General features: G+C 65.5%; 15 protein-coding genes and 1 pseudogene. 9 read left to right on the top strand and 7 right to left on the bottom strand.

Features of this window, described 5'->3' with window-relative positions:
- The first annotated feature begins 322 nt into the window (after positions 1-322).
- The 3 genes from ACZY0R_RS04370 to ACZY0R_RS04360 all read left to right on the top strand — a co-directional run bounded on the left by ACZY0R_RS04370 (position 323) and on the right by ACZY0R_RS04360 (position 4,666).
- A complete protein-coding gene (locus tag ACZY0R_RS04370) occupies positions 323-1,843 on the top strand; it encodes a pyridoxal phosphate-dependent decarboxylase family protein (RefSeq protein ID WP_488857293.1) in 1,521 nt (506 codons plus the stop codon).
- The gene (locus ACZY0R_RS04365) at positions 1,840-3,120 is read left to right on the top strand and encodes an ATP-grasp domain-containing protein (RefSeq protein WP_488857292.1); all 1,281 of its coding nucleotides are present in this window, start codon (positions 1,840-1,842) and stop codon (positions 3,118-3,120) included. The genes ACZY0R_RS04370 and ACZY0R_RS04365 overlap by 4 nt, the downstream gene beginning before the upstream one ends.
- Before the next feature lie 205 nt (positions 3,121-3,325).
- Positions 3,326-4,666 carry a hypothetical protein gene (locus ACZY0R_RS04360; RefSeq protein ID WP_488857290.1) on the top strand — a complete coding sequence of 447 codons (1,341 nt, stop codon included), beginning with the start codon at positions 3,326-3,328 and terminating at the stop codon, positions 4,664-4,666.
- A 237-nt stretch (positions 4,667-4,903) separates the two neighbouring features.
- Here ACZY0R_RS04360 and tnpC read toward each other — a convergent pair whose 3' ends face one another.
- Positions 4,904-6,316 (bottom strand): IS66 family transposase, encoded by a 1,413-nt coding sequence (tnpC, locus tag ACZY0R_RS04355; RefSeq protein WP_488857033.1) that lies wholly within the window; start codon positions 6,314-6,316, stop codon positions 4,904-4,906.
- A 74-nt stretch (positions 6,317-6,390) separates the two neighbouring features.
- Here tnpC and ACZY0R_RS04350 point away from each other — a divergent pair, with 74 nt between their 5' ends.
- A complete protein-coding gene (locus tag ACZY0R_RS04350; RefSeq protein WP_488857289.1) occupies positions 6,391-7,665 on the top strand; it encodes a PAS domain S-box protein in 1,275 nt (424 codons plus the stop codon).
- A complete protein-coding gene (locus tag ACZY0R_RS04345; RefSeq protein ID WP_488859499.1) occupies positions 7,655-9,838 on the top strand; it encodes a hybrid sensor histidine kinase/response regulator in 2,184 nt (727 codons plus the stop codon). The genes ACZY0R_RS04350 and ACZY0R_RS04345 overlap by 11 nt, the downstream gene beginning before the upstream one ends.
- Before the next feature lie 102 nt (positions 9,839-9,940).
- Here ACZY0R_RS04345 and ACZY0R_RS04340 read toward each other — a convergent pair whose 3' ends face one another.
- A complete protein-coding gene (locus ACZY0R_RS04340; RefSeq protein ID WP_488859498.1) occupies positions 9,941-10,999 on the bottom strand; it encodes a DMT family transporter in 1,059 nt (352 codons plus the stop codon).
- A gap of 105 nt (positions 11,000-11,104) precedes the next feature.
- Positions 11,105-11,290: pseudogene (locus tag ACZY0R_RS04335) on the bottom strand (chromate resistance protein ChrB domain-containing protein); the annotation flags it as partial.
- 224 nt (positions 11,291-11,514) lie between these two features.
- Between ACZY0R_RS04335 and ACZY0R_RS04330 the strand changes: the two are divergent.
- A complete protein-coding gene (locus ACZY0R_RS04330; protein ID WP_488857288.1) occupies positions 11,515-12,453 on the top strand; it encodes a DMT family transporter in 939 nt (312 codons plus the stop codon).
- 141 nt (positions 12,454-12,594) lie between these two features.
- On the opposite strand, the gene ACZY0R_RS04325 is transcribed toward ACZY0R_RS04330, so the two are convergent.
- Positions 12,595-13,035, bottom strand: a complete 441-nt coding sequence (locus ACZY0R_RS04325; RefSeq protein WP_488857287.1) for a GFA family protein — start codon at positions 13,033-13,035, stop codon at positions 12,595-12,597.
- 267 nt (positions 13,036-13,302) lie between these two features.
- Between ACZY0R_RS04325 and ACZY0R_RS04320 the strand changes: the two genes are divergently transcribed.
- Complete coding sequence (locus ACZY0R_RS04320; protein WP_488857286.1) at positions 13,303-13,980, top strand: alpha/beta hydrolase; 678 nt, start codon at positions 13,303-13,305, stop codon at positions 13,978-13,980.
- Positions 13,981-13,987: 7 nt separating this feature from the next.
- Here ACZY0R_RS04320 and ACZY0R_RS04315 read toward each other — a convergent pair whose 3' ends face one another.
- Positions 13,988-15,526 (bottom strand): DHA2 family efflux MFS transporter permease subunit, encoded by a 1,539-nt coding sequence (locus ACZY0R_RS04315; protein WP_488857285.1) that lies wholly within the window; start codon positions 15,524-15,526, stop codon positions 13,988-13,990.
- A gap of 190 nt (positions 15,527-15,716) precedes the next feature.
- On the opposite strand from ACZY0R_RS04315, the gene ACZY0R_RS04310 reads away from it, so the two are divergent.
- Both ACZY0R_RS04310 and ACZY0R_RS04305 read left to right on the top strand, forming a co-directional pair.
- The gene (locus tag ACZY0R_RS04310) at positions 15,717-16,742 is read left to right on the top strand and encodes an IS1595 family transposase (protein ID WP_488857284.1); all 1,026 of its coding nucleotides are present in this window, start codon (positions 15,717-15,719) and stop codon (positions 16,740-16,742) included.
- A gap of 30 nt (positions 16,743-16,772) precedes the next feature.
- Positions 16,773-17,216, top strand: coding sequence for a MarR family winged helix-turn-helix transcriptional regulator (locus ACZY0R_RS04305; protein WP_488857283.1), 444 nt, complete (start codon positions 16,773-16,775; stop codon positions 17,214-17,216).
- 84 nt (positions 17,217-17,300) lie between these two features.
- Here the strand turns inward: ACZY0R_RS04305 and ACZY0R_RS04300 are convergent, their stop codons facing one another.
- Entirely contained in the window at positions 17,301-17,675 is a 375-nt protein-coding gene (locus ACZY0R_RS04300; RefSeq protein WP_488857282.1) for a DUF1484 family protein, read from the bottom strand.
- Positions 17,676-17,893: 218 nt separating this feature from the next.
- Positions 17,894-18,784, bottom strand: coding sequence for a 2-hydroxy-3-oxopropionate reductase (glxR, locus tag ACZY0R_RS04295; protein WP_488857281.1), 891 nt, complete (start codon positions 18,782-18,784; stop codon positions 17,894-17,896).
- Between the last annotated feature and the right edge of the window lie 64 nt (positions 18,785-18,848).

The raw sequence follows: 18,848 nt of genomic DNA, 5'->3' as shown, positions 1-18,848 counted from the left end.
GGGAGCGTTGCTTAAGATGCTTGACGACACAATTATCGTCGCGTGCGGCGGCGCTCGCAAATTATCGGATTGTGTTAAGGCGGGCGCGGTGGTGTTGTTTTTTGGTGCCCGCAACGGCCGGGAGCCTGGCCCGCCGCTTTGAGCGGAAGCGGGGCATGGGCGATGTTCAGCGTTTCCCTGAGAAATAAGGCAAAAAACCCGCCATCCTCTTCAAAACACGCCAGCGGCCCGACGCTATGATCCCCTGCACGATGTCCCGGAACCGAGGGCGCGCGACGCCCCTCGGCAGGGGGTACATGTGTTTTCCGGACAGCCAATAGCCATGTCAACACCAACCAACGAGGGCCGCCGGCAGCCAGTCCCCGCCAGTCTCGACCCCGTCGACTGGAGCGAGCTCAGGGCGCAGGGTCACAGCATGCTCGACGATATGCTGGATTATCTCCAGGGCATCCGCGAGCGGCCGGTCTGGCAGCCGATTCCCGACGCGGTGCGCGGGCGCTTTCGCGAGCCCTTGCCCCGGCAAGGAAGCGGGCTGGACCAGGTTCACCAGACCTTCATGGACAGTATCCTGCCGTTTGCCGTCGGCAATGCGCATCCCGGCTTCATGGGCTGGGTGCATGGCGGGGGGACGCCCGTCGGGATGCTGGCGGAAATGCTCGCGGCGGGGCTCAATGCCAACCTGGGTGGCCGCGACCATATCCCGGTCGAGGTGGAGTGGCAGGTGCTGCGCTGGGTGATCGAGCTGTTCGGCTTCCCGCAGGATGCGAGCGGCCTGTTCCTGACCGGCTCCTCCATGGCCAATCTGTCCGGCGTACTGGTCGCCAGGACCCGGGCGCTCGGCAGTGGCGTCCGGTCGGGCGGCGTGGCGCAAGCTTCGCGCCGCCTGAGTGCTTACACCTCCGCCAGGGCGCATGGCTGCATCGCGCAGGGCATGGACCTCGCCGGCCTGGGAAAGGACAACCTGCGATCGATTCCCGTTGACGACCTGGGGCGCATGGATATGGCATGTCTCGAGGCGGCCATTGCCGTCGATCGCGCTGCCGGCTTTACGCCATTTCTCGTCGTCGGCACTGCCGGCACCGTGGATACGGGTGCCATCGACGACCTTGCAGCGATCGCGCGCATTGCCTGCCGGGAGCAACTGCATTTTCATGTCGACGGTGCTTTCGGCGCCCTGGCCATGCTGTGCCCGCAACTGGCCCCGCGCCTGCGCGGAATCGAGCAGGCAGACTCGATCGCCTTCGATTTCCACAAATGGCTGCAAGTCCCCTATGACGCCGGCTTCCTTGTGGTCCGGGACCGGCAATTGCACTTGTGCACCTTTGCGACGCATGAAGGCACCTATCTCAGCCGCGGCGAGCGCGGCATGGCGGCCGGCTCGCCCTGGCCTTGCGATTTCGGGCCGGACCTCTCGCGCGGCTTTCGCGCGTTGAAGACCTGGTTCACGATCAAGGTCTACGGTACCGAGCGGCTGGGCGGCATGATCGCCCATACCTGCGCGCTCGCACGGGAACTCGCGCGGCGCATCGATGCCGAGCCGGAACTGGAAATGCTGGCGCCGCCATCCCTCAATATCGTTTGCTTCCGCTTCATCGGCACCGGGGTTGATGCGCACGGCGCCATCGAACAGGTCAACCGCGATCTCGTCGTCGCCCTGCAGGAATCCGGCGTAGCCGCACCGTCATCGACCGTGCTCGATGGCCGCTTCGCGATCCGGGTTGCCCTTTTCAATCATCGCAGCACCGAGCAGGACATTGACGTCCTGCTGGGCGCCACCCTCGCTCTCGGCCGGTCGCTGAGTGCGCCGTTATCCATTCCCGAAGCCAGCGACTTACCACAATGAACGCAATCCATGACCCCGTGACCCAGGCGCCGGCCCGGGATACCCTGATCGGTCTGCGCTACCTGCTGCGGGCGGCCCACCAGAATGAGGATCTGCGCCCGCTTGGCGCGGAACTGATCAAGCATCTGGAGTCGCATCCGGATGATGCGAACGCACTGATGGATCTCTCGCTGGTCCTGCAACTGATTGGCGATCATGCGCTCGCCATGACCGTCCAGGCCGAGGCGCTGCAGACGCGGCAGCTTTATCATCTGCCGACTTTGCGCGGTGATGGCGTTCGCCTGCGCGTGCTGGCCGTCATGGTGTCTGGCGACCTGATGGCCAACACCCCGATCGAATGCCTGCTGGGCAACTCCGACGTGGCGCTCGACGCACTGTATGTCACCCCGGAAAACCCGCTGCCGCAGGCCGTGCCGGAGCACGATGTGCTCTTTATCGCCGTCGGCGAATCCGACCGTACCCAGCCCGTGCTGGAGCAGTTGCGCGCACTCGCCGCCATCTGGCCGCGCCCTGTGCTGAACATGCCGGATCGCCTGCAACTGCTGTCGCGGGACACGGCTGCGTCGATACTGGCGCCGGCTCCGGGCATCTGCATGCCGCCGACCCGGCGTGTGGATCGCCAGGTACTGGCGAGTGTCGCCAGCGGGCAGGCAGCGATCTCGTCGGTGCTGGGCGAGGGCAGTTTCCCGGTCATCGTCAGGCCCCTTGGTTCGCATGCCGGCAAGGGACTGGAGAAAATTGCCGACGCGGCCGAACTCGCCGGCTACCTGGCGCAGAGCCAGGAGCCTGCGTTCTACGTCTCTTACTTCATCGACTACCGGAACGCGGACGGCCAGTACCGGAAATACCGGCTTGTGCTGATCGAAGGGCGCCCGTACGTCTGCCACGTCGGCATCTCCGAGCACTGGATGATTCACTATCTCAATGCCGGCATGGCGGAGAGCGCGGCCAAGCGGGATGAAGAAGCGGCGATCATGTGCGACTTCGACCACACCTTCGCGCTGCGTCACAAGGATGCGCTCGCGCTGATCCAGGAGCGGCTGGGCCTTGACTATGTTGGCCTGGATTGCGCCGAGACGCCGGATGGCGAGTTGCTGGTGTTCGAGGCGGACACGGCCATGGTCGTGCACGATATCGATCCGGTCGATCTTTTTCCCTACAAGCAGCCGCAGATGCACAAGATCTTCGCTGCGTTCAGGACCATGCTGATCAACGCCAGCCATGCCGACCATGCCGACCGACCGCACGCTCCCGATGCCGCTGCCATCGACGGCTGACCTGCTGGTGAGCGGCGGGGATCATCGTATCGCGCTGGACCCCGTCACTGGCCGGAACAAGTATGGTTGCCAGCCATGCGCTTCACCGGGGCTGGTTGCCTTTGGCTCGTCCACTTCCTCGGGGATCTCGCCGGCGGCGTTCGCCGTGGCGGACGGACTTCGCGGCCGGCTGGCCGGCGGGCTGGCGCACCATCCCGCGGCCGAGTTGTATCGCCGCGAGATGGACCGGTTGCGCGGCGAGTTGCTGGCATTGTGCGGCATCGATCATGCCCTTGACCCCGGGCTCGTCTTCTCGGCGTCGGGCACCGATGTGCATTTGCTTGCGGCGCAGGTGGCGGCGCGATTGTCGGGGGATGGCGGCGCCAGTGGCGTCCCGGTCCGGCCCCTGGTGATCCTGGCCGGCGAGGCCGAGAGCGGCAGCGGCGTGCCCGCGGCGCTGACCGGGCGGCACTTCAGCACGTATAACGCGCTGGGCCGTATCACCATCCCGGGCGAATCCCTTGGCCAGGCCTGCGCCAGCGACATCCTCAATGTACCGATCCGTCACGCTGATGGCAGTCTCCGGGATGCCGACGTGGTCGACGTGGAAATCGAAGCACTCGTCAGCCAGGCCGTGCATGACGGACGTCATGTGCTGCTGGTGCTGATCGATGTCACCAAGACCGGATGCATTGCGCCGAGCATCTCGTGCGTGATGCGCCTGCACCGCCGCTGGCCATCGGCGGTGCAGGTCCTCGTCGACGCCTGCCAGTTTCGCATCGAGCCGGGCACCATCCAGGCGTACCTGCGCAACGGATTCATGATTGCGCTGACCGGTTCCAAGTTCGTAGCGGGGCCATCGTTTTCCGGTGCCCTGCTGCTGCCGGCGGCGGCAGGCGAGACGCTGCGCCAGCGAGGCATTCCGGCGGAACTCCGCCTCTACTCTGCTCGCGAGGAGTGGCCGCGCGACTGGTCATGTGCGCAATCCCTTGGATCGCGCGCGAATTTTGGCCTGCTGCTGCGCTGGCAGGCAGCAGTCCATGAGTTGCGCGAGTTCCGTGCGGTGCCAGCCACGCAAGTCGAGGGCATTCTGCGGCGCTTCGCCAGTGCCGTCCGGCAAAGGCTGAGCCGCGATCCGGCTTTCTCCATCCTGGATGTACCGGCGCTGGACCGCACCGCGCTGAACAGCCAGTCGAACTGGGACGATATTCAGACCATTCACCCCTTCCTGCTGTACCGGCCGGCTTTGGATGTCGGCAGGGCTGTGCTCAGCCGCGACGAAACGGCTGGCATCTATCACCAGCTGCAAAAGCCGGGGTGCGGTGCCGACGCTTTGGCCTATCAGATCGGTCAACCGGTCGACTGTGGTCACAGGGCGGGTATCCCCGTCAGTGCCTTGCGACTGTGCATGAGCGCCAGGCTGGTGGTTCAGGCCGCGCGCGGTCCCGATCAGGAAATGGGCGTTATCAGACAGGCCATGGCCTGTCTGTATACGGTCGCAGCACTGGTCCGCACCCCACCATCCTCTCTCAGTGGCACCACAGTGCTGGATGCGGCATTTTCATAAGCCCCGGGCAGTAGCCTGTCCGTTCTTCCGCCAGGCTGGCGCCGGCAGCGCCGGGCGGCTTCATGCACCGGTGAGCGGCAGGCGAGCGCGCAGCCATGGTTCCATCGCCGTGGCCTGATCCCAGGCTCGTGCCCGCGGAGGATGCCGGCCCAGGTCGTGCGTCGTTGCCTCCATCATCATCCAGGGCATCGATTGCGACTTAAAAGAAATATGGTTTTAATCTTGGATCGTAACTATTCAGCAGCCGGGGATAGGCGAAGGTGGGCAGCCAGAGAAGGTGCAGGTCAAAGCCGTGAAGAGCTCACGCTGCTGCTTGCGCAGCGTGGCGAGGTAAGAGCGGATGGTGCAAAACGCCTGCAGCCCATGTATGACGCGGAAGCCTCCGGAGATCTTCTGTTTGAGCTTGGGCATGCGGATATCCCGTTCGGCTTGGTTGTTATCGAACGGCACACGATGATCGGCGATGAAGCGCCACACCTCGGTCGCATATCGCTGGAGGCGAGCCAGCAGGTTGTAGGCGAAGGACTGTTTGGTCTTGCCGCGCGGGTCCAGGGCTGGATTCCGTGCCTGCGCAGGATTGTCCTGCTGTCCCTGCGCGATCAGCGCCTCAGCGCGGCGCCGGTAGTCGGCCAGGCGTGCTGGCGCCAGGCTGGTGTTGCCCCGCGTCAGATTGTCGTCGGCTTCGCGCTTGGCCTGGCGTAGCAGGGTGATCATGTCCTGAGCCCAGGTCTGTTGGGTGGTCTCCCAAATGTAGATGAGTTCGCGCAGATGATGCGCGTTGCACAGCGCGTGCTGGCACGCGTAGTCGGCATAAGGGCGCCAGCCGTCATGCACGGCCACACCGTCGAAGGCAGGCAAGATGTTGAAGCTATCCAATGCCTCTTTGCCACGCTTGGCGTGCGGGCCATACCAGGTCAGCCATATTGTCGAAGCGCTATGCAGCCACTGCTGCTTGCGCCCAACCCGCATGCCTGTCTCATCAAAGTGCACCACCGGCTCGGCCAGGATCGCTTGACGGATCTGATCAATTGCCGGTGCTAGCGCGCCGGCAGCCTCGTTGATGAAGTTTTGAATGGTGCCCGTGCTCACCGGCAGATCGAACAGATCTCGCAGGGCTTGTGCTGTACGGTCGATCGGCACTTGCTGGTACTGCGTCAGATAGACCCCCGCGGCTTTGACCCGAGGGCCATACTGCGCCGCCTGGCTGACCCCGCTCGGGAACTGGCTGGTATGGGTCTTGCCACAACGGCACTGGGCAACTTGCACACGATGCTCGATCACTTCAAAGCGGATCGCGGGCAGATCAAACACTTGGCGGCCTTGCGGCAGCACGGTGACCTGATCTGCCGCAATGGCACTGCCGCAGACGTCGCAGCGCTCGGGCACCGGGTGCGTCACCGTGTGATCAGGGTCCTGCACCCGCTTGAGCGTCTTGCCCGGATGGCCGGGCTGACCACCCGGCGGGTTCGTGCCCGGCTCGCGCAGCGACTTCGGCTTGCGCTTCAGGCCGTCGGTCGAAGGCGGCTTGCTGGAGTTGTGGCTATCCTTCTCCAGCTTCGCCTCAAGCGCATTCAGCCGCGTCACCAGCTCAATGATGAGCGCGTCCTTCTGCTCTGGCGTCAGGTCGTTGAGGCTGGGGATCTTCGTCATGCGTAGCACTATGAAGCACTTCGCATCGGGTTACAACATCTGCTGAATAGTTACCTTGGATCCTTATAAGATTTTTGGGCTTTGCCCTGGCCACGCCGGCACTCCAGATCGTCGCATCGGAACTGCCCAGCCGCATCGGCCTCCCGTTGTTGCCGGAGTCAGCCAGGACCGCCAGGCGGGCGCTGGAGGAGGGCAGCGCGGTCTCGCCCCCTTATCCGGCCCCGGAGCCAACCCGCGACGCATCGGGCGCGCTGGTCGACTTGCCGTTCCAGGTGGTGTGCGCCCGCCTGTCCGACGCGGGACACAACATCGGCGTGCTGTGCCTGCGGGTGGATCCCCGCGCGGTGATGCTGCCGATCATCGAAGCGGGTCGCTTTGCCCGTACCGGCGAGTTGTACGCCATCGACAGCCAGGCCAGGCTGGCCTCTCCCAGCCGCTTCACGCGCGAACTGGCGGCAACGGGCAGGCTGGCAACGAATACGTCGTCCATGCTCAATATCGCTGCCCGGGTGCCTCTGCAGCCAGGCAAGGCCGGGGGAAGCGGCCAGCAGGACGGCCCGCTGACCCTGGTCGCCGGGAGCGTGCTGCGCGACCGCGCGCCGGTGCTTGCCTTCGACTATCCGGACTTCCGCGGCGAACGGGTCGCGGGCGCGGCCAGGTGGATCCCCGGCCTGGAGGTGGGGCTGATCGTGGAGCAGGAAATGGACGAGGCGTTCTCCTCCTATCTGTTCACGCGTAATGTCGTGGTGGCGCTGACCGCCATCATCCTGCTGCTGATCGCCATCGCCGCCTGGATCCTGCGGCGGGAGGGCCGGCTCCTGGCGCAAAGCGAGGAGAGGATGCGCGCCATGCTCGAGCATTCGCCCGCGATCATGTCGCTCAAGGACCGCCAGCACGTCATGCTTGCCGCCAATCCGACCACGCAAGCCCTGTTGGGAGCGAGCGAGGCCGATGTGCTGGGCAAGGCGACCTGGGAGCTCAACACGGCAGCGGACGAAGCCCGGGCGCGCTGGGAGATGGAAGAGCGCGTGATGTCCTCGGGTAAGGCACAGGAGCACATCTATGCCATGCAGACACCGCTTGGCGAGCGCCAGCTGCAGATGATGCGCTTTCCCGTGCGTGACCCGCACACCGGCGAAGTGGTGGGGGGTTGGTGCCGTGGGCATCGATATCACGGAGCAGGTGGAGGCCAACCACCGCCTGAAATCGCTGTCCCAGACGCTGGAAGGCCGGGTCGAAGAGCGGACCTGGGAACTGGCCCAGGCCAATGCCGAACTGGTCGTCGCCAAGCAGGCCGCCGAGAGCGCCGCCCATGCCAAGGCCAGCTTCCTGGCCAATATGAGCCATGAGATCCGTACCCCGATGAACGCGGTGATCGGCATGGCGCACCTGGCGCTGCGCACGCGGCTCGATGACAAGCAACGCGGCTACCTGGAAAAGATCCAGCATTCCGGGCAGCATCTGCTGGAGATCATCGATGACATTCTCGACCTGTCGAAGATCGAAGCCGGCAAGCTGGAAATCGAGCGGATCGATTTTTCGCTGGAACGGATGTTGCGCACGGTGAGCGACCTGGTGGCCGAGCGCGCCGTCGCCAAGCAGCTCGAGCTGATCGTCGAAGTCGCCCCGGACGTGCCGGACTCGTTGCGCGGCGATCCGCTTCGGCTCAGGCAGATCCTGATCAATTTCGCCAACAACTCGGTCAAGTTCACCCACCAGGGCGAAATTGTCATCCGCGTCGAACGCCGCGGCGCCGGCGAATCCCAGCCCCGCATCCGCCTGCGCTTCGAAGTGCGCGACACCGGCATCGGCATCGATGCGGGCACGCGCTCCCGCCTGTTCCAGAGCTTCGAGCAGGCCGATGCCTCGACCACGCGCCGCTACGGCGGCAGCGGCCTCGGCCTGGCCATCTGCCGCCGCCTGGTGGAACTGATGGGCGGCACGCTGGGGGTGGACAGCACCCCTGGCCAGGGCAGCACCTTCTGGTTCGAACTCGACCTGCAGGCGGGAAAGAAGCGGCCTGCCCGTGCCATGGTCGCACCGCAGCTTGCCGGCTGCCGTCTGCTGGTGGCGGACGATCACGACTACGCGCGCCAGGTCGTCATCTCCATGCTGCGCAACTTTGGCTTCCGCGTGGACGAGGCCGCCTCCGGCCGGGCCGCGCTGGCCAAGATCGCGCTGGCCGACGAGGCCGCCGACCCATACCAGGCCGTGTTCATCGACTGGAAGATGCCCGGTCTCGACGGCATCGAGACCGCCCGCCATATCGATGCCATGCGCCTGCGCCACCCGCGTCCCCGCCGGGTCATGATCACCGCGCACGGCCGCGAGGAAGTCTTGCGCGAAGGCGAGCGCTCCGGCTTCGATGAGACCCTGATCAAGCCGGTGAGCGCCTCGATCCTGCTGGAGGCGACCGTGCGCACGCTGGCCGCCGACGAGGACGCCGCGGAGGACGCCGCCGAGGCGCAGGAGAGCGCGCCGGACGCGATGCTCTCCTTGCCGAGCGCACGGGTGTTGCTGGTGGAGGACAACGACATCAACCGGGAGGTTGCGGTTCACTTGCTGCAGGCCGCGGGGATCTACCCGGACGTGGCGCAGAACGGTGCTGTCGCGCTGAACCAGGTCCAGGCCGGTGCCTACGATCTTGTCCTGATGGATGTGCAGATGCCCGTGATGGACGGGTTTGAAGCCACCAGGCGCATCCGTGAGCTGCCGGGTTTCGCGAGCTTGCCGGTGATCGCCATGACGGCCAATGCGCTGCCGGAAGACCGGGCGCGTTGCCTGGCGGCGGGCATGAACGACCATGTCGCCAAGCCGATCAATCCCGCGGCCTTCTATGCCACCCTGCGCCAATGGCTGTCGGTTCCCGGTGGTGGCGATCCGGCGGCGCAAGCCGTTGCCCGGCCGGCCTGGGTCGACGCGCTGGCGGCCTCCCCGCACCTGGACGTGAACGGCGGGCTGGGGCGTGTGAGTGGCCGCGTGGAGGTCTATGGCCAGTTGCTCGAACGCTTCGCCGCGGGCTATGCCGACATGCCGGACCGCATCGGCGGGCGCATGGCCCGGGGCGACCGTGACGGCGCCTTGTCGCTGGCCCATTCGCTCAAGGGACTGGCCGCCAATCTTGGCTCCATGGCGCTTTCCTCCGCCGCGGCTACGCTGGAGGCGAGCTTGTTGCTGCCGACCGCGCCCGGGCGCCCGGATTCCGTCAAACTGCTGGCGGTCCTGCGCGCGGCCCTGCTGCCGTTGCTCGATGCCCTGCGCGCGCACTTGCCGGATCAGGACGCTTCGCCCCAGCCCGGCGCCGTGCCGGCGGCCGGCGCCGATCGCCAGGATGCCGCGCTGGCTGCCGTCCTGGAAGCGCTACGCGGACAACTGGAGGGGGGCGATAGCGAGGCCAACAACACGTTCGCCCGCTACCGCGACGTCATTGCCCGCAGCTTGTCCGCCGACGTCTGCAAGCGCCTGCAGGCGCAACTGGATTGCTACGACTATCAGGGGGCACTGGAAACCCTCGGCGGCTAGGCCGCCGGGCCGGGATTGCCATACTGGCTCGCGATCGCCACGACATGGCCATCGGGGGGGCGCAGCCAGATCTCGCGGTGCTGCGCGTTCGCGCAGGCGGGGTCAGTGCGAATGCCTGTGATGGATATCCGGATAGTGCGGATGCCTGTGGACCAGGGGGGCATGCCGGTGCAGGTGCCGGTGCGGCTCCCGCCCGTCCCAGGGGAAGTCGTGTTCATGCTGGTGATGCGCATCGTGGCGATGCGTGTGGCTGTGTTCGAGCGGCTCGTGGGTGTGCTCGTGCTCGTGATGCTCGCGCAGGTGCAGCCAGACACCCAGCGCCATCAGCAAGGCCGCCGCGTAGAACACCGCATGCGGCGGCTCGGGCCACATGGCCAGTGAAATCACCACGCCGAACAGCGGCGCCACGGAAAAATAGGCACCTGTGCGCGCGGTACCCAGCAGCCGCAACGCGATGACAAAGAGCGCCAGGCTGACGCCGTACCCGAGGAACCCGATGGCCATGGCCGCAACCAGCGCGGGGAGCGCCGGCAACTGGGCGCCGGTGGCCAGGGCCAGCCCCGTGTTGCAGAGACCGGCCGCCAGGCCCTTGATACAGGCGATCAACACGGCGTCGTTGCTCGACACCTTGCGCGTGAGGTTATTGTCGATGGCCCAGCACAGGCACGCACCGATGATGAGCAAGGCGCTGGCTGACAATTGCAGGCGGCCCGGCTGCCAGGACAGCAGCAAGCCGCCGGCAACGATGGCGGCCATGCCGATCACGATCGGGCGGCTGGCATTCTCCCTGAAGACCACCCAGGCGATCAGCGCGGTGAACACGCCTTCCACGTTCAGCAGCAGGGAAGCCGACGCCGCGCTCGTCCCGGCCAGGCCGGTCATCAGCAAGGCCGGCCCGGCCATGCCGCCGGCTAGGATGGCGCCGAGCAGCCACGGCATTTCCCGGCGCGGAATACCGGGCATCGGCGTACCGGCATTGCCGGGGCCCATCCCGATGCGCCGCAGCACCAGCAGCATGCCAAGGCCCAGGCCGCTGCCCAGGTAAAGCAAGCCCGCCAGCAGCAAGGGCGAGACTGATCCGGCCAGGGCTTTGGCAAGTGGCGTGCTTGCCCCGAACAACAGCGCGGAGGCCAGGGCGGGGGCGGCGGTGCGCAGGGACATGGGCGTATGGAACTGGCTGGTTGGTAACGTATTGTCGCCCGGCCAGGCCGCGTCAGGGCGTGTCCTGGGCAGGCATGACCGGCGGCAGTACAGGCACCAGGCGAAAAGGGCATCGTACATCACCATGCCGTGCGCGAGCATCTCGTGATCGTCGGCGAACACGTGCGACAGGCCCAGCGAGATGGCATATAGCCCCGCCGATTGCGCAGTGAAGTCCAGCCGCGAGGTATCCGCCCCGCGCACGATGCCGGCAAGCTGCTGCAAGGCAGGACTGGCGAGGCCGTATTGCATAGGATCCGGTAACGTCAATTTCAATGACGTAGAAATCTCTACATCGTGCGATCCGCGCGCTGATTCTGGCTCTGGATGGATTTGTGGTGAAAGCGTAACTTCGTCAAGGGCTGCCAGATGAGCGCGCCGGTGCATGGCGTGCAATCCATCGTTCAGCGCACGCTGAAACGTTCTTCCGCATCGCGCGTCCACAATGGTTGCGATGCCTTCCCCGGGAGAACCGCATGCCAGCCAACCCCAGCGCGGATGCGGGCGCGGCCCGCGCCCACGCCAGCGGCCCCGCGCCGGACCTGGCGCTGCTGCTGGCCTTGTCCACGCTATGGGGCGCGTCCTACACCTTTATCCGGCTCGGCGTTGCCACGATTCCCCCGGTGACGCTGATCGCGGCAAGAACGCTGATCGCCGCCGCGCTGCTGGTGGCCTGGATGGCCGCCAGGGGCATGCCGATGCCGCGCGGCGCGGCAACCTGGCGCCGCTTTGCCGTGCAGGCCATGCTGAACAGCGTGGTGCCCTTCACGCTCATCGCCTGGGCCGAGCAGTCGGTTCCGGCCGGCCTGGCAACGATCCTGAACGCCGCCTCGCCGGTGATGGCCGTGCTGGGAACCTGGCTGGTCACCCGCCACGAACGCATCACGGCGCGCAAGCTGTTCGGCGTGATCGCCGGGCTCGCAGGCATTTGCATGATCGTCGGCACCAGCGTGCTGGGCGGCATCGGGCAACAATTGTTGCCGCAACTCGCCATTGTTGCCGCCACGGCCTGCTATGCCGGCGCGGCCATCTACGGCCGCTCGTTCAGGGACCTGGCCCCGGCGGCGCCGGCGGCCGGCTCGATGATCGTGGGGGCGGCATTGCTGGTGCCGGCAAGCCTGGTCATCGACCGGCCCTGGACGCTGCATCCGTCAATGTCGTCGCTGGCTGCCTTGCTGGCGCTATCGGTTTTTTCCACCACGCTGGCTTTTGTCATCTACTTTCGCCTGGTGCGCACACTGGGTCCGGTGGGGACCACGGCGCAAGCCTATCTGCGCGTGCCGATCGGCGTCGCCATCGGCATCGTGTTTCTCGGCGAGTCGCTTACGGCCGGGGCATGGGCCGGCCTGGCGTGCGTGGTTGCCGGCGTCGCTGCCATGACAATGCCCGCGCGGGGCACGCCGGTGCGCCAATAGCCGGGGTTGGAGAGATAGATTCTGGTTCGGCGCCATCTGCGGGAGCGCCCCGCTGGCGCGAAGCCTGCGATGCCGACGGGCCGCGCGTGACCAACCCGCCGTACATCTGCAACCTCAATGAGCGCGAGCTTGCCGGGCGGCTCAGAACCCTGCCTTGTGCAGCGGGCCATCCCATCCATCCAGAAACTTCGGCAACTGATCGTCCACGTCCACCACGCGATGCCGGTAGAACAGGTGCATGGCCGGTTGCAGGGCCTCCGGTAGCGCGCCGCCACTTGCCCGCGCGAAGAGGCTGTTGGGAATGACCGACATGCCAAGCCGGTTGGTGCCGAACAGCGTCTCGCCGCACTGCCGGCAGAACTGGCGTTCGAGTTGCCGCGTTCTGTGGTGGTACGTGGCCAGGTGTTCGGCGCCGCGTTCCACCCGTACGTGCGCCGGCTCCCAGGCCGTGGCGGCAAATACCGGCGTCGCATAGAAATCCCGGCAAGCCTGGCAATGGCAATTGGCTTTGGCCACGGGCGCTCCGTCAATACGAAGCTGGACCTGGCCGCAAAGGCACTCCAACGTAGCGGGGATTGTCATGGGCGTTATCTCCTGTCTTTTGAATGGCGAGGAGCATTCTACTTGGCGTCGGGCCCGGCTGCATGGCGCCGGCGCGCCGTCATCCCGTGATGGCTGCGTCAAGCATGGCGCCGAACAATCCGATCAGAAGGGCGACCGAATCCTCCGCCATGCTGCCGACTGCCACGCGCGCGCTCCGGCATTACAATGCGGCTTCGCGGCCGCGGCCCTGGCATCAGCGCTGACCGGCCCGCTTTTCCACTGCCTGTGTCTTACCTCCCACACCCTATGTCTTCGCTTCCTCCCTCAGACAATCGCATCTGGTTCGATGGCGCCGCCGGCCGCATCGAGGCCCTGGCGGATTCGCCGCCAGGGCCTCCTGCCGGCATCGCGGTGATCGCGCACCCGCATCCTCTGCTTGGCGGCAGCGCCGAGCACAAGATTCCGGTGGCGCTGGCCAGGATCTTCCAGGCGCGCGGCTATCTGGCCGTGCGGCCCAACTTCCGGGGCGTGGGCGGTACGCAGGGCAGTCACGACGCAGGGCAGGGCGAAACGGATGACATGCTTCTGGCCGTCCGGCATCTCAGGCAGGCGCACCCGGACCTGCCGCTGGCGCTGGCCGGCTTCTCATTCGGCGCCTATGTGCAGACGCGCGTGGCAAAGCAGTTGCTGGAGGACGGAGAACAGATCGCACACCTGTTCCTGGCCGGCATGCCGGCAGGCCCGGCCGCCGGTGGCCGCCACTACGACACGCCCGCGGTGCCTGCCGATACCTTCGTCATCCACGGTGAACTGGACACCAGCGTACCGTTGCAAGCGGTGTTCGACTGGGCGCGCCCGCAGGAGTTGCCCGTTGTGGTGGTGCCCGGCGCCAACCACTTCTTCACCGGCAAGCTGCCCGTGTTCCAGCGCGCCGTGGCGGAATACCTGGACCACCGGCAGAGGCTCGGCAGGGCGGCAGGCTAGCTGTGCATCAGTCCATGGCCGCATGCGCGACCGCGTCGCCGCCGGCATGGTGCGTGGGCTTGATCAGCAGGATCAGCGGCACCACCAGCAGGGTCGCGAGGAACATGACCTTGAAATCGTTGAGGTAGGCGATCATCGAGGCCTGCTGGTTGATCGACTGGTTGAGCATGGCCAGGTCGTAGCGCGAGCCGCTTGCCAGCAGCGCCTGCATGGCCGGGTTGTACACGCTCACATTGGCAGCCAGGTCGGCGTGGGCAACCTGTGTGTTGCGCGTCATCAAGGTCTGGATGACGGAGATGCCGATACTGCTGCCGATATTGCGCATCAGGCTGTAGGTGGCGGTGCCGTCCGCGCGCAGTTCCGGGGCGAGCGTGGAGAACGTCAGCGCGCTGAGCGGCACGAACACCAGCCCCAGCCCGAAGCCCTGGATGATGCCGGGCCAGACGATGTCGGAGACCGACAGCACAACGGTGTACTGCATCATCTGCCACAGCGCGAAGGCGGAGATCAGGAAGCCTGACAGCAGCAGCACGCGCGCGTCGATGCGCTTGAGCAGGCGCCCGGCCAGCAGCATTGAGAGCATGGTGCCCGCGCCGCTTGGCGCGGTGACCAGTCCGGTGGTGGCGACGGGATAGCCCATCAGGTTCTGCAACATCGGCGGCAGCAGTGCACGGGTGGCGTACATGACCGCGCCGATCACGAAGATAAAGCAGGCGCCGGTGGCGAAGTTGCGGTCCTTCAGCAACTGGTAGCGGAAAAACGACTTCGGCCCGGCGGTGGCCGTGTGCGCGAGGAAGTAGAGGAAACTCACTCCGGCCAGGATGGCTTCGATGCGGATCTCCAGCGAGCCAAACCAGTCGAGCTGCTCGCCGCGGTCCAGCATGGCCTGCAGCGCGCCGATCGCCAGGCCCAGCGTGATAAAGCCGAAGGCATCGAACTTCACTGCCCGCTCCGCCGCCCTGGCGGGCAGGAACGACAGCACACCAAACAGCGCGAAGGCGCCAATCGGCACGTTGATGAAGAACACCCATCGCCAGTTATAGCTGTCGGTCAGCCAGCCACCCAGCGTCGGGCCGAGAATCGGCCCCACCATCACCCCCATTCCCCAGACCGCCATCGCCTGACCCTGCTTTTCGCGGGGATTGATGTCTAGCAGGATCGATTGCGACAGCGGTACCAGCGACGCCCCGAAGATGCCTTGCAGCAGCCGGGAGGCCACGATCTGCGCAAGTGTGTCCGAGAGCCCGCAGAACGCGGAAGCGATGGTGAAGCCCGTGATCGAGATGGCCAGCAGACGCTTCACGCTGAGCCGGTCCGACAGCCAGCCGGTCAGCGGCGTGGCGATCGCGGCAGCGACGATGTACGAGGTCAGCACCCATGTGATTTCATCCTGCGATGCCGACAGGCTGCCTTGCATATGCGGCAGCGCCACATTGGCGATGGTGCTGTCGAGTGTCTGGATCAGGGTGGCGGCCATGATCGAGATGGTGATCATGGGCCGGTTGAGCGGCATCGCTACGCGCCCTGCTACCGCTTCGGAGGACATGGATAAGGCAGCCTGGTGGACAGGGATATGATAAGCATGCTTATTATACGGACGCGACAAGGCGTGGCAAGCCGGTTTTCGCTGGCGGTACCGCGTCCACGGAGGCAGATGTTTGTACCGTGCTTATCCGGTTGTCTCGCAAGCCCTCTACCGATAGTATGTTGGGCATCTGTGCCAACCCGGGGCAGCCATGGTTATTGATGTGCTTGACCGAGGCGATCTGCCGTTTCCGGGCTCGCTGCCGGAGTTTCAGCGGATGTTTCCAGACGAAGCGGCATGCATGGCCTACCTTGAGCGCGCTCGATGGAGCGATGGGTTCATTTGTGACCACTGTGGCTTGCTTGGTGAGCCGTACCGCTTTGCCAATCGCCCCGGCGTTTTCCGTTGTCGCCATTGCACACGCGACACGAGCCTCACTGCTGGCACCGTCATGGAGCGCACGCACACACCGCTGTCGGTTTGGTTCTGGGCGGCGTATCTGGTCGCCAGTCAGACGCCTGGCATGTCGGCAGTTCAGTTCCAGCGCCAACTCGGCCTGTCGCGTTACGAGACCGCCTTCCAGATACTCCACAAGTTGCGCGCCGGCATGGTGCGCCCCGACCAGGATCGGATTGGTGGCAAGCCTGAGGAACACGTCGAGGCCGATGAGGCCTACGTCGGTGGGCGTACTCGCGGCAAAGGCAGGGGCGTGCACGACATGGTTCTTGTGGCCGGCGCTGTCGAGGTTCGGCAACGCAAGCTTTCCGGCAGCCGCAACAAACGCAAGAGCGGACGGTATGCCGGACGAGTTCGGCTCGCTCTGGTTCCTGACCGAAGTGCCCGGTCGCTGGGCGGATTCATCGAGCGTACCGTTGCACCCGGGGCAACCATCATCACCGACGACTGGGGCGGTTATGCCAAGCTGGGCGAGCGCGGCTATGGCCATATCGCCATCGCGCAGCGCGGTGACATGCAAGTGGCCGAAACCTTCCTGCCGATCATTCACCTTGTGTTCTCCAATCTCAAGACCTGGCTGCGCGGTATTCATCACGGTGTCAGCCCGCAGCACCTACAAGCCTATCTCAACGAATTCACCTTCCGCTTCAACCGCCGTTTCTATCCCTTCAACGCGTTTCGCTCCCTGCTCGGCATCGCTGGTGACGTCACCGCGCCGACCTATGCCGAGCTCTATGCAAAAAAATCGCTACCCACTACATCTAGTAGGTTTGGGAGCTAACCGGATAAGCACGGTTTGTACAATCGCGCCATGGAAACGAAACTGGAAAAACGCTTTGGCTTCCTGGTCTCGGACGTCGGCCGGCTCAGCGGCAAGCGCTTCGACGACCTGGCGAAGTCGTCCCTTGATCTCACCAGGGCGCAATGCCGCGCGCTTGCCTACCTGTCGCACTACGGTGAAGTCAACCAGGTGCGGCTGGCCGACTTGCTTGAAGTCGCGCCGATTTCGGCTGGCCGCCTGCTGGACCGGATGGAAGAGGGCGGCTGGATCGAACGGCTGCCGAACCCCGCGGACCGCCGGGAACGGGTGGTGCGCATGACGCCCAAGGCGGAGAAGGCGCTGGACAAGGCGCGCCGGGTCGGGGATGAGGTTGCCGCGGAAGCGCTGGCAGGGCTCAACGCGCAGGAACGGGAGCAGTTGATCCGCCTGCTCCAGCGTGTGCGGGTCAATCTCGGCACGATTGTCGATCGCTGACGGGAGGGGCGCGGCTCGGGTATCGACAGGATTTCCCTAAAGTTCTCCGGTCCGCGGGGGGAGCGAACGCGTACGATGTGTCGCTCAAAGCAGCCGGTGCATGTCTTCCACCGCGTTATCCAGCTGCAGCTTCAGCAGCTTCAGCAGGCAGTACAAGCCATAGGCTTCTTCTGCTTTCTCGCTCTGCAGCTCCGCTAGCTGCAGCACGCTGTCCAGGCCGGCGCTGACACTCTGCAATTCGGCGCAGCCGTTCGCCATGCGCTCGCCGAGGCTGCGGTTCAGCGCATCGATCCGGTCGGTCAGTTCGGCTACGCGGGGCTGATCCCCGGGTTCGGCGGGACGGCTCAGGCTGAGCACTTCGGCGATGAGATCGCTTAGCGTGCTGAAGACGAAGGGCGGATCAGTCGGACTGCCGGCGCTGGCGATCGGCTTGGGACCGGCTCGGTCGGTGGGACGCAATGCAAGCTCCTCATAGTGTGGAGGTCCGCCTGCTCCAACGCGAGAGTGGCGGGCTCGCAAAAGCATACTGCGTATGCGGTCGCTCGCCCTTCGGAAATTTCCGTATTTGCACGGCACCGCACTTTGCTTTGCACCAACCGTTCACCACCGATGCTGCCTGCGATCCGGTCGGCGTGGAATCCGGTCCGGATCGCATGGTTGCTGCGGGGCGGAGCGCTTCAGTCTTGCTTGGGAGCGACTTCATGGTTGGCCATCAGCTCAAGCGCCCGGACCAGCCCCGAATGATCCCAGCCCGCGCCACCATGGCTTGTGCACGCATTGAACAATTCCTGGCAGGTAGCGGTATTCGGCAGCGACAGCCCCATCTCCCGGGCGTTCGACAGCGCAAGGTTCAGGTCCTTCTGGTGCAGCCCGATGCGGAAACCCGGTTCGAACGTGCGCTTGATCATGCGTTCGCCATGTACTTCCAGCACCTTGGAGGAGGCAAAGCCGCCCATCAGCGCCTGGCGCACGCGCGCCGGGTCCGCGCCGGCCTTGGACGCGAACAGCAGCGCTTCGGCGACCGCCTCGATGTTCAGCGCCACGATGATCTGGTTGGCGACCTTGGCGGTTTGCCCCGCGCCGTTGTCGCCCACCAGCGTGATGTTCTTGCCCATCAGTTCGAACAGCGGCCTCACCGTTTCGAAGGTAGCCTCCGGTCCGCCCACCATGATGGACAGCGTGGCATTGCGCGCGCCGACCTCGCCGCCCGATACCGGCGCATCCAGGTACTGGCAGCCGAGCGCATCAATACGCTTGGCAAATGCCTTGGTGGCGATAGGCGAGATCGAACTCATGTCTACCACGATCTTGCCGGCGCTCAGTCTGTCGGCAATGCCGCCCTCGTTGAACAGCGCCGCTTCCACGTGGGGCGTGTCCGGCACCATCAGGAAGATCACGTCGGCCCGTTCGGCCACTTCCTTGCCGCTGCCGCAGGCCACGCCGCCGCTGTCCAGCAAGCTGCGCGGCACGCCGCTGCGGCTGGACAAGCTGACTTCGTGGCCGCCGGCGATGAGGTTCGCCGCCATCGGGGTGCCCATGATGCCAAGGCCGATAAATCCAAGCTTCACTTTTGTTCTCCATTAGTGCTGGCACCGGCATCGCGGACGCCGCGATGCCGGTGTTTTCAAATCG

The sequence above is a fragment of the Cupriavidus sp. F041 genome (assembly GCF_057814235.1).
The sequence above is the reverse complement of the archived record's forward strand: the minus strand, read 5'-3'. Positions and strand labels throughout refer to the sequence as shown.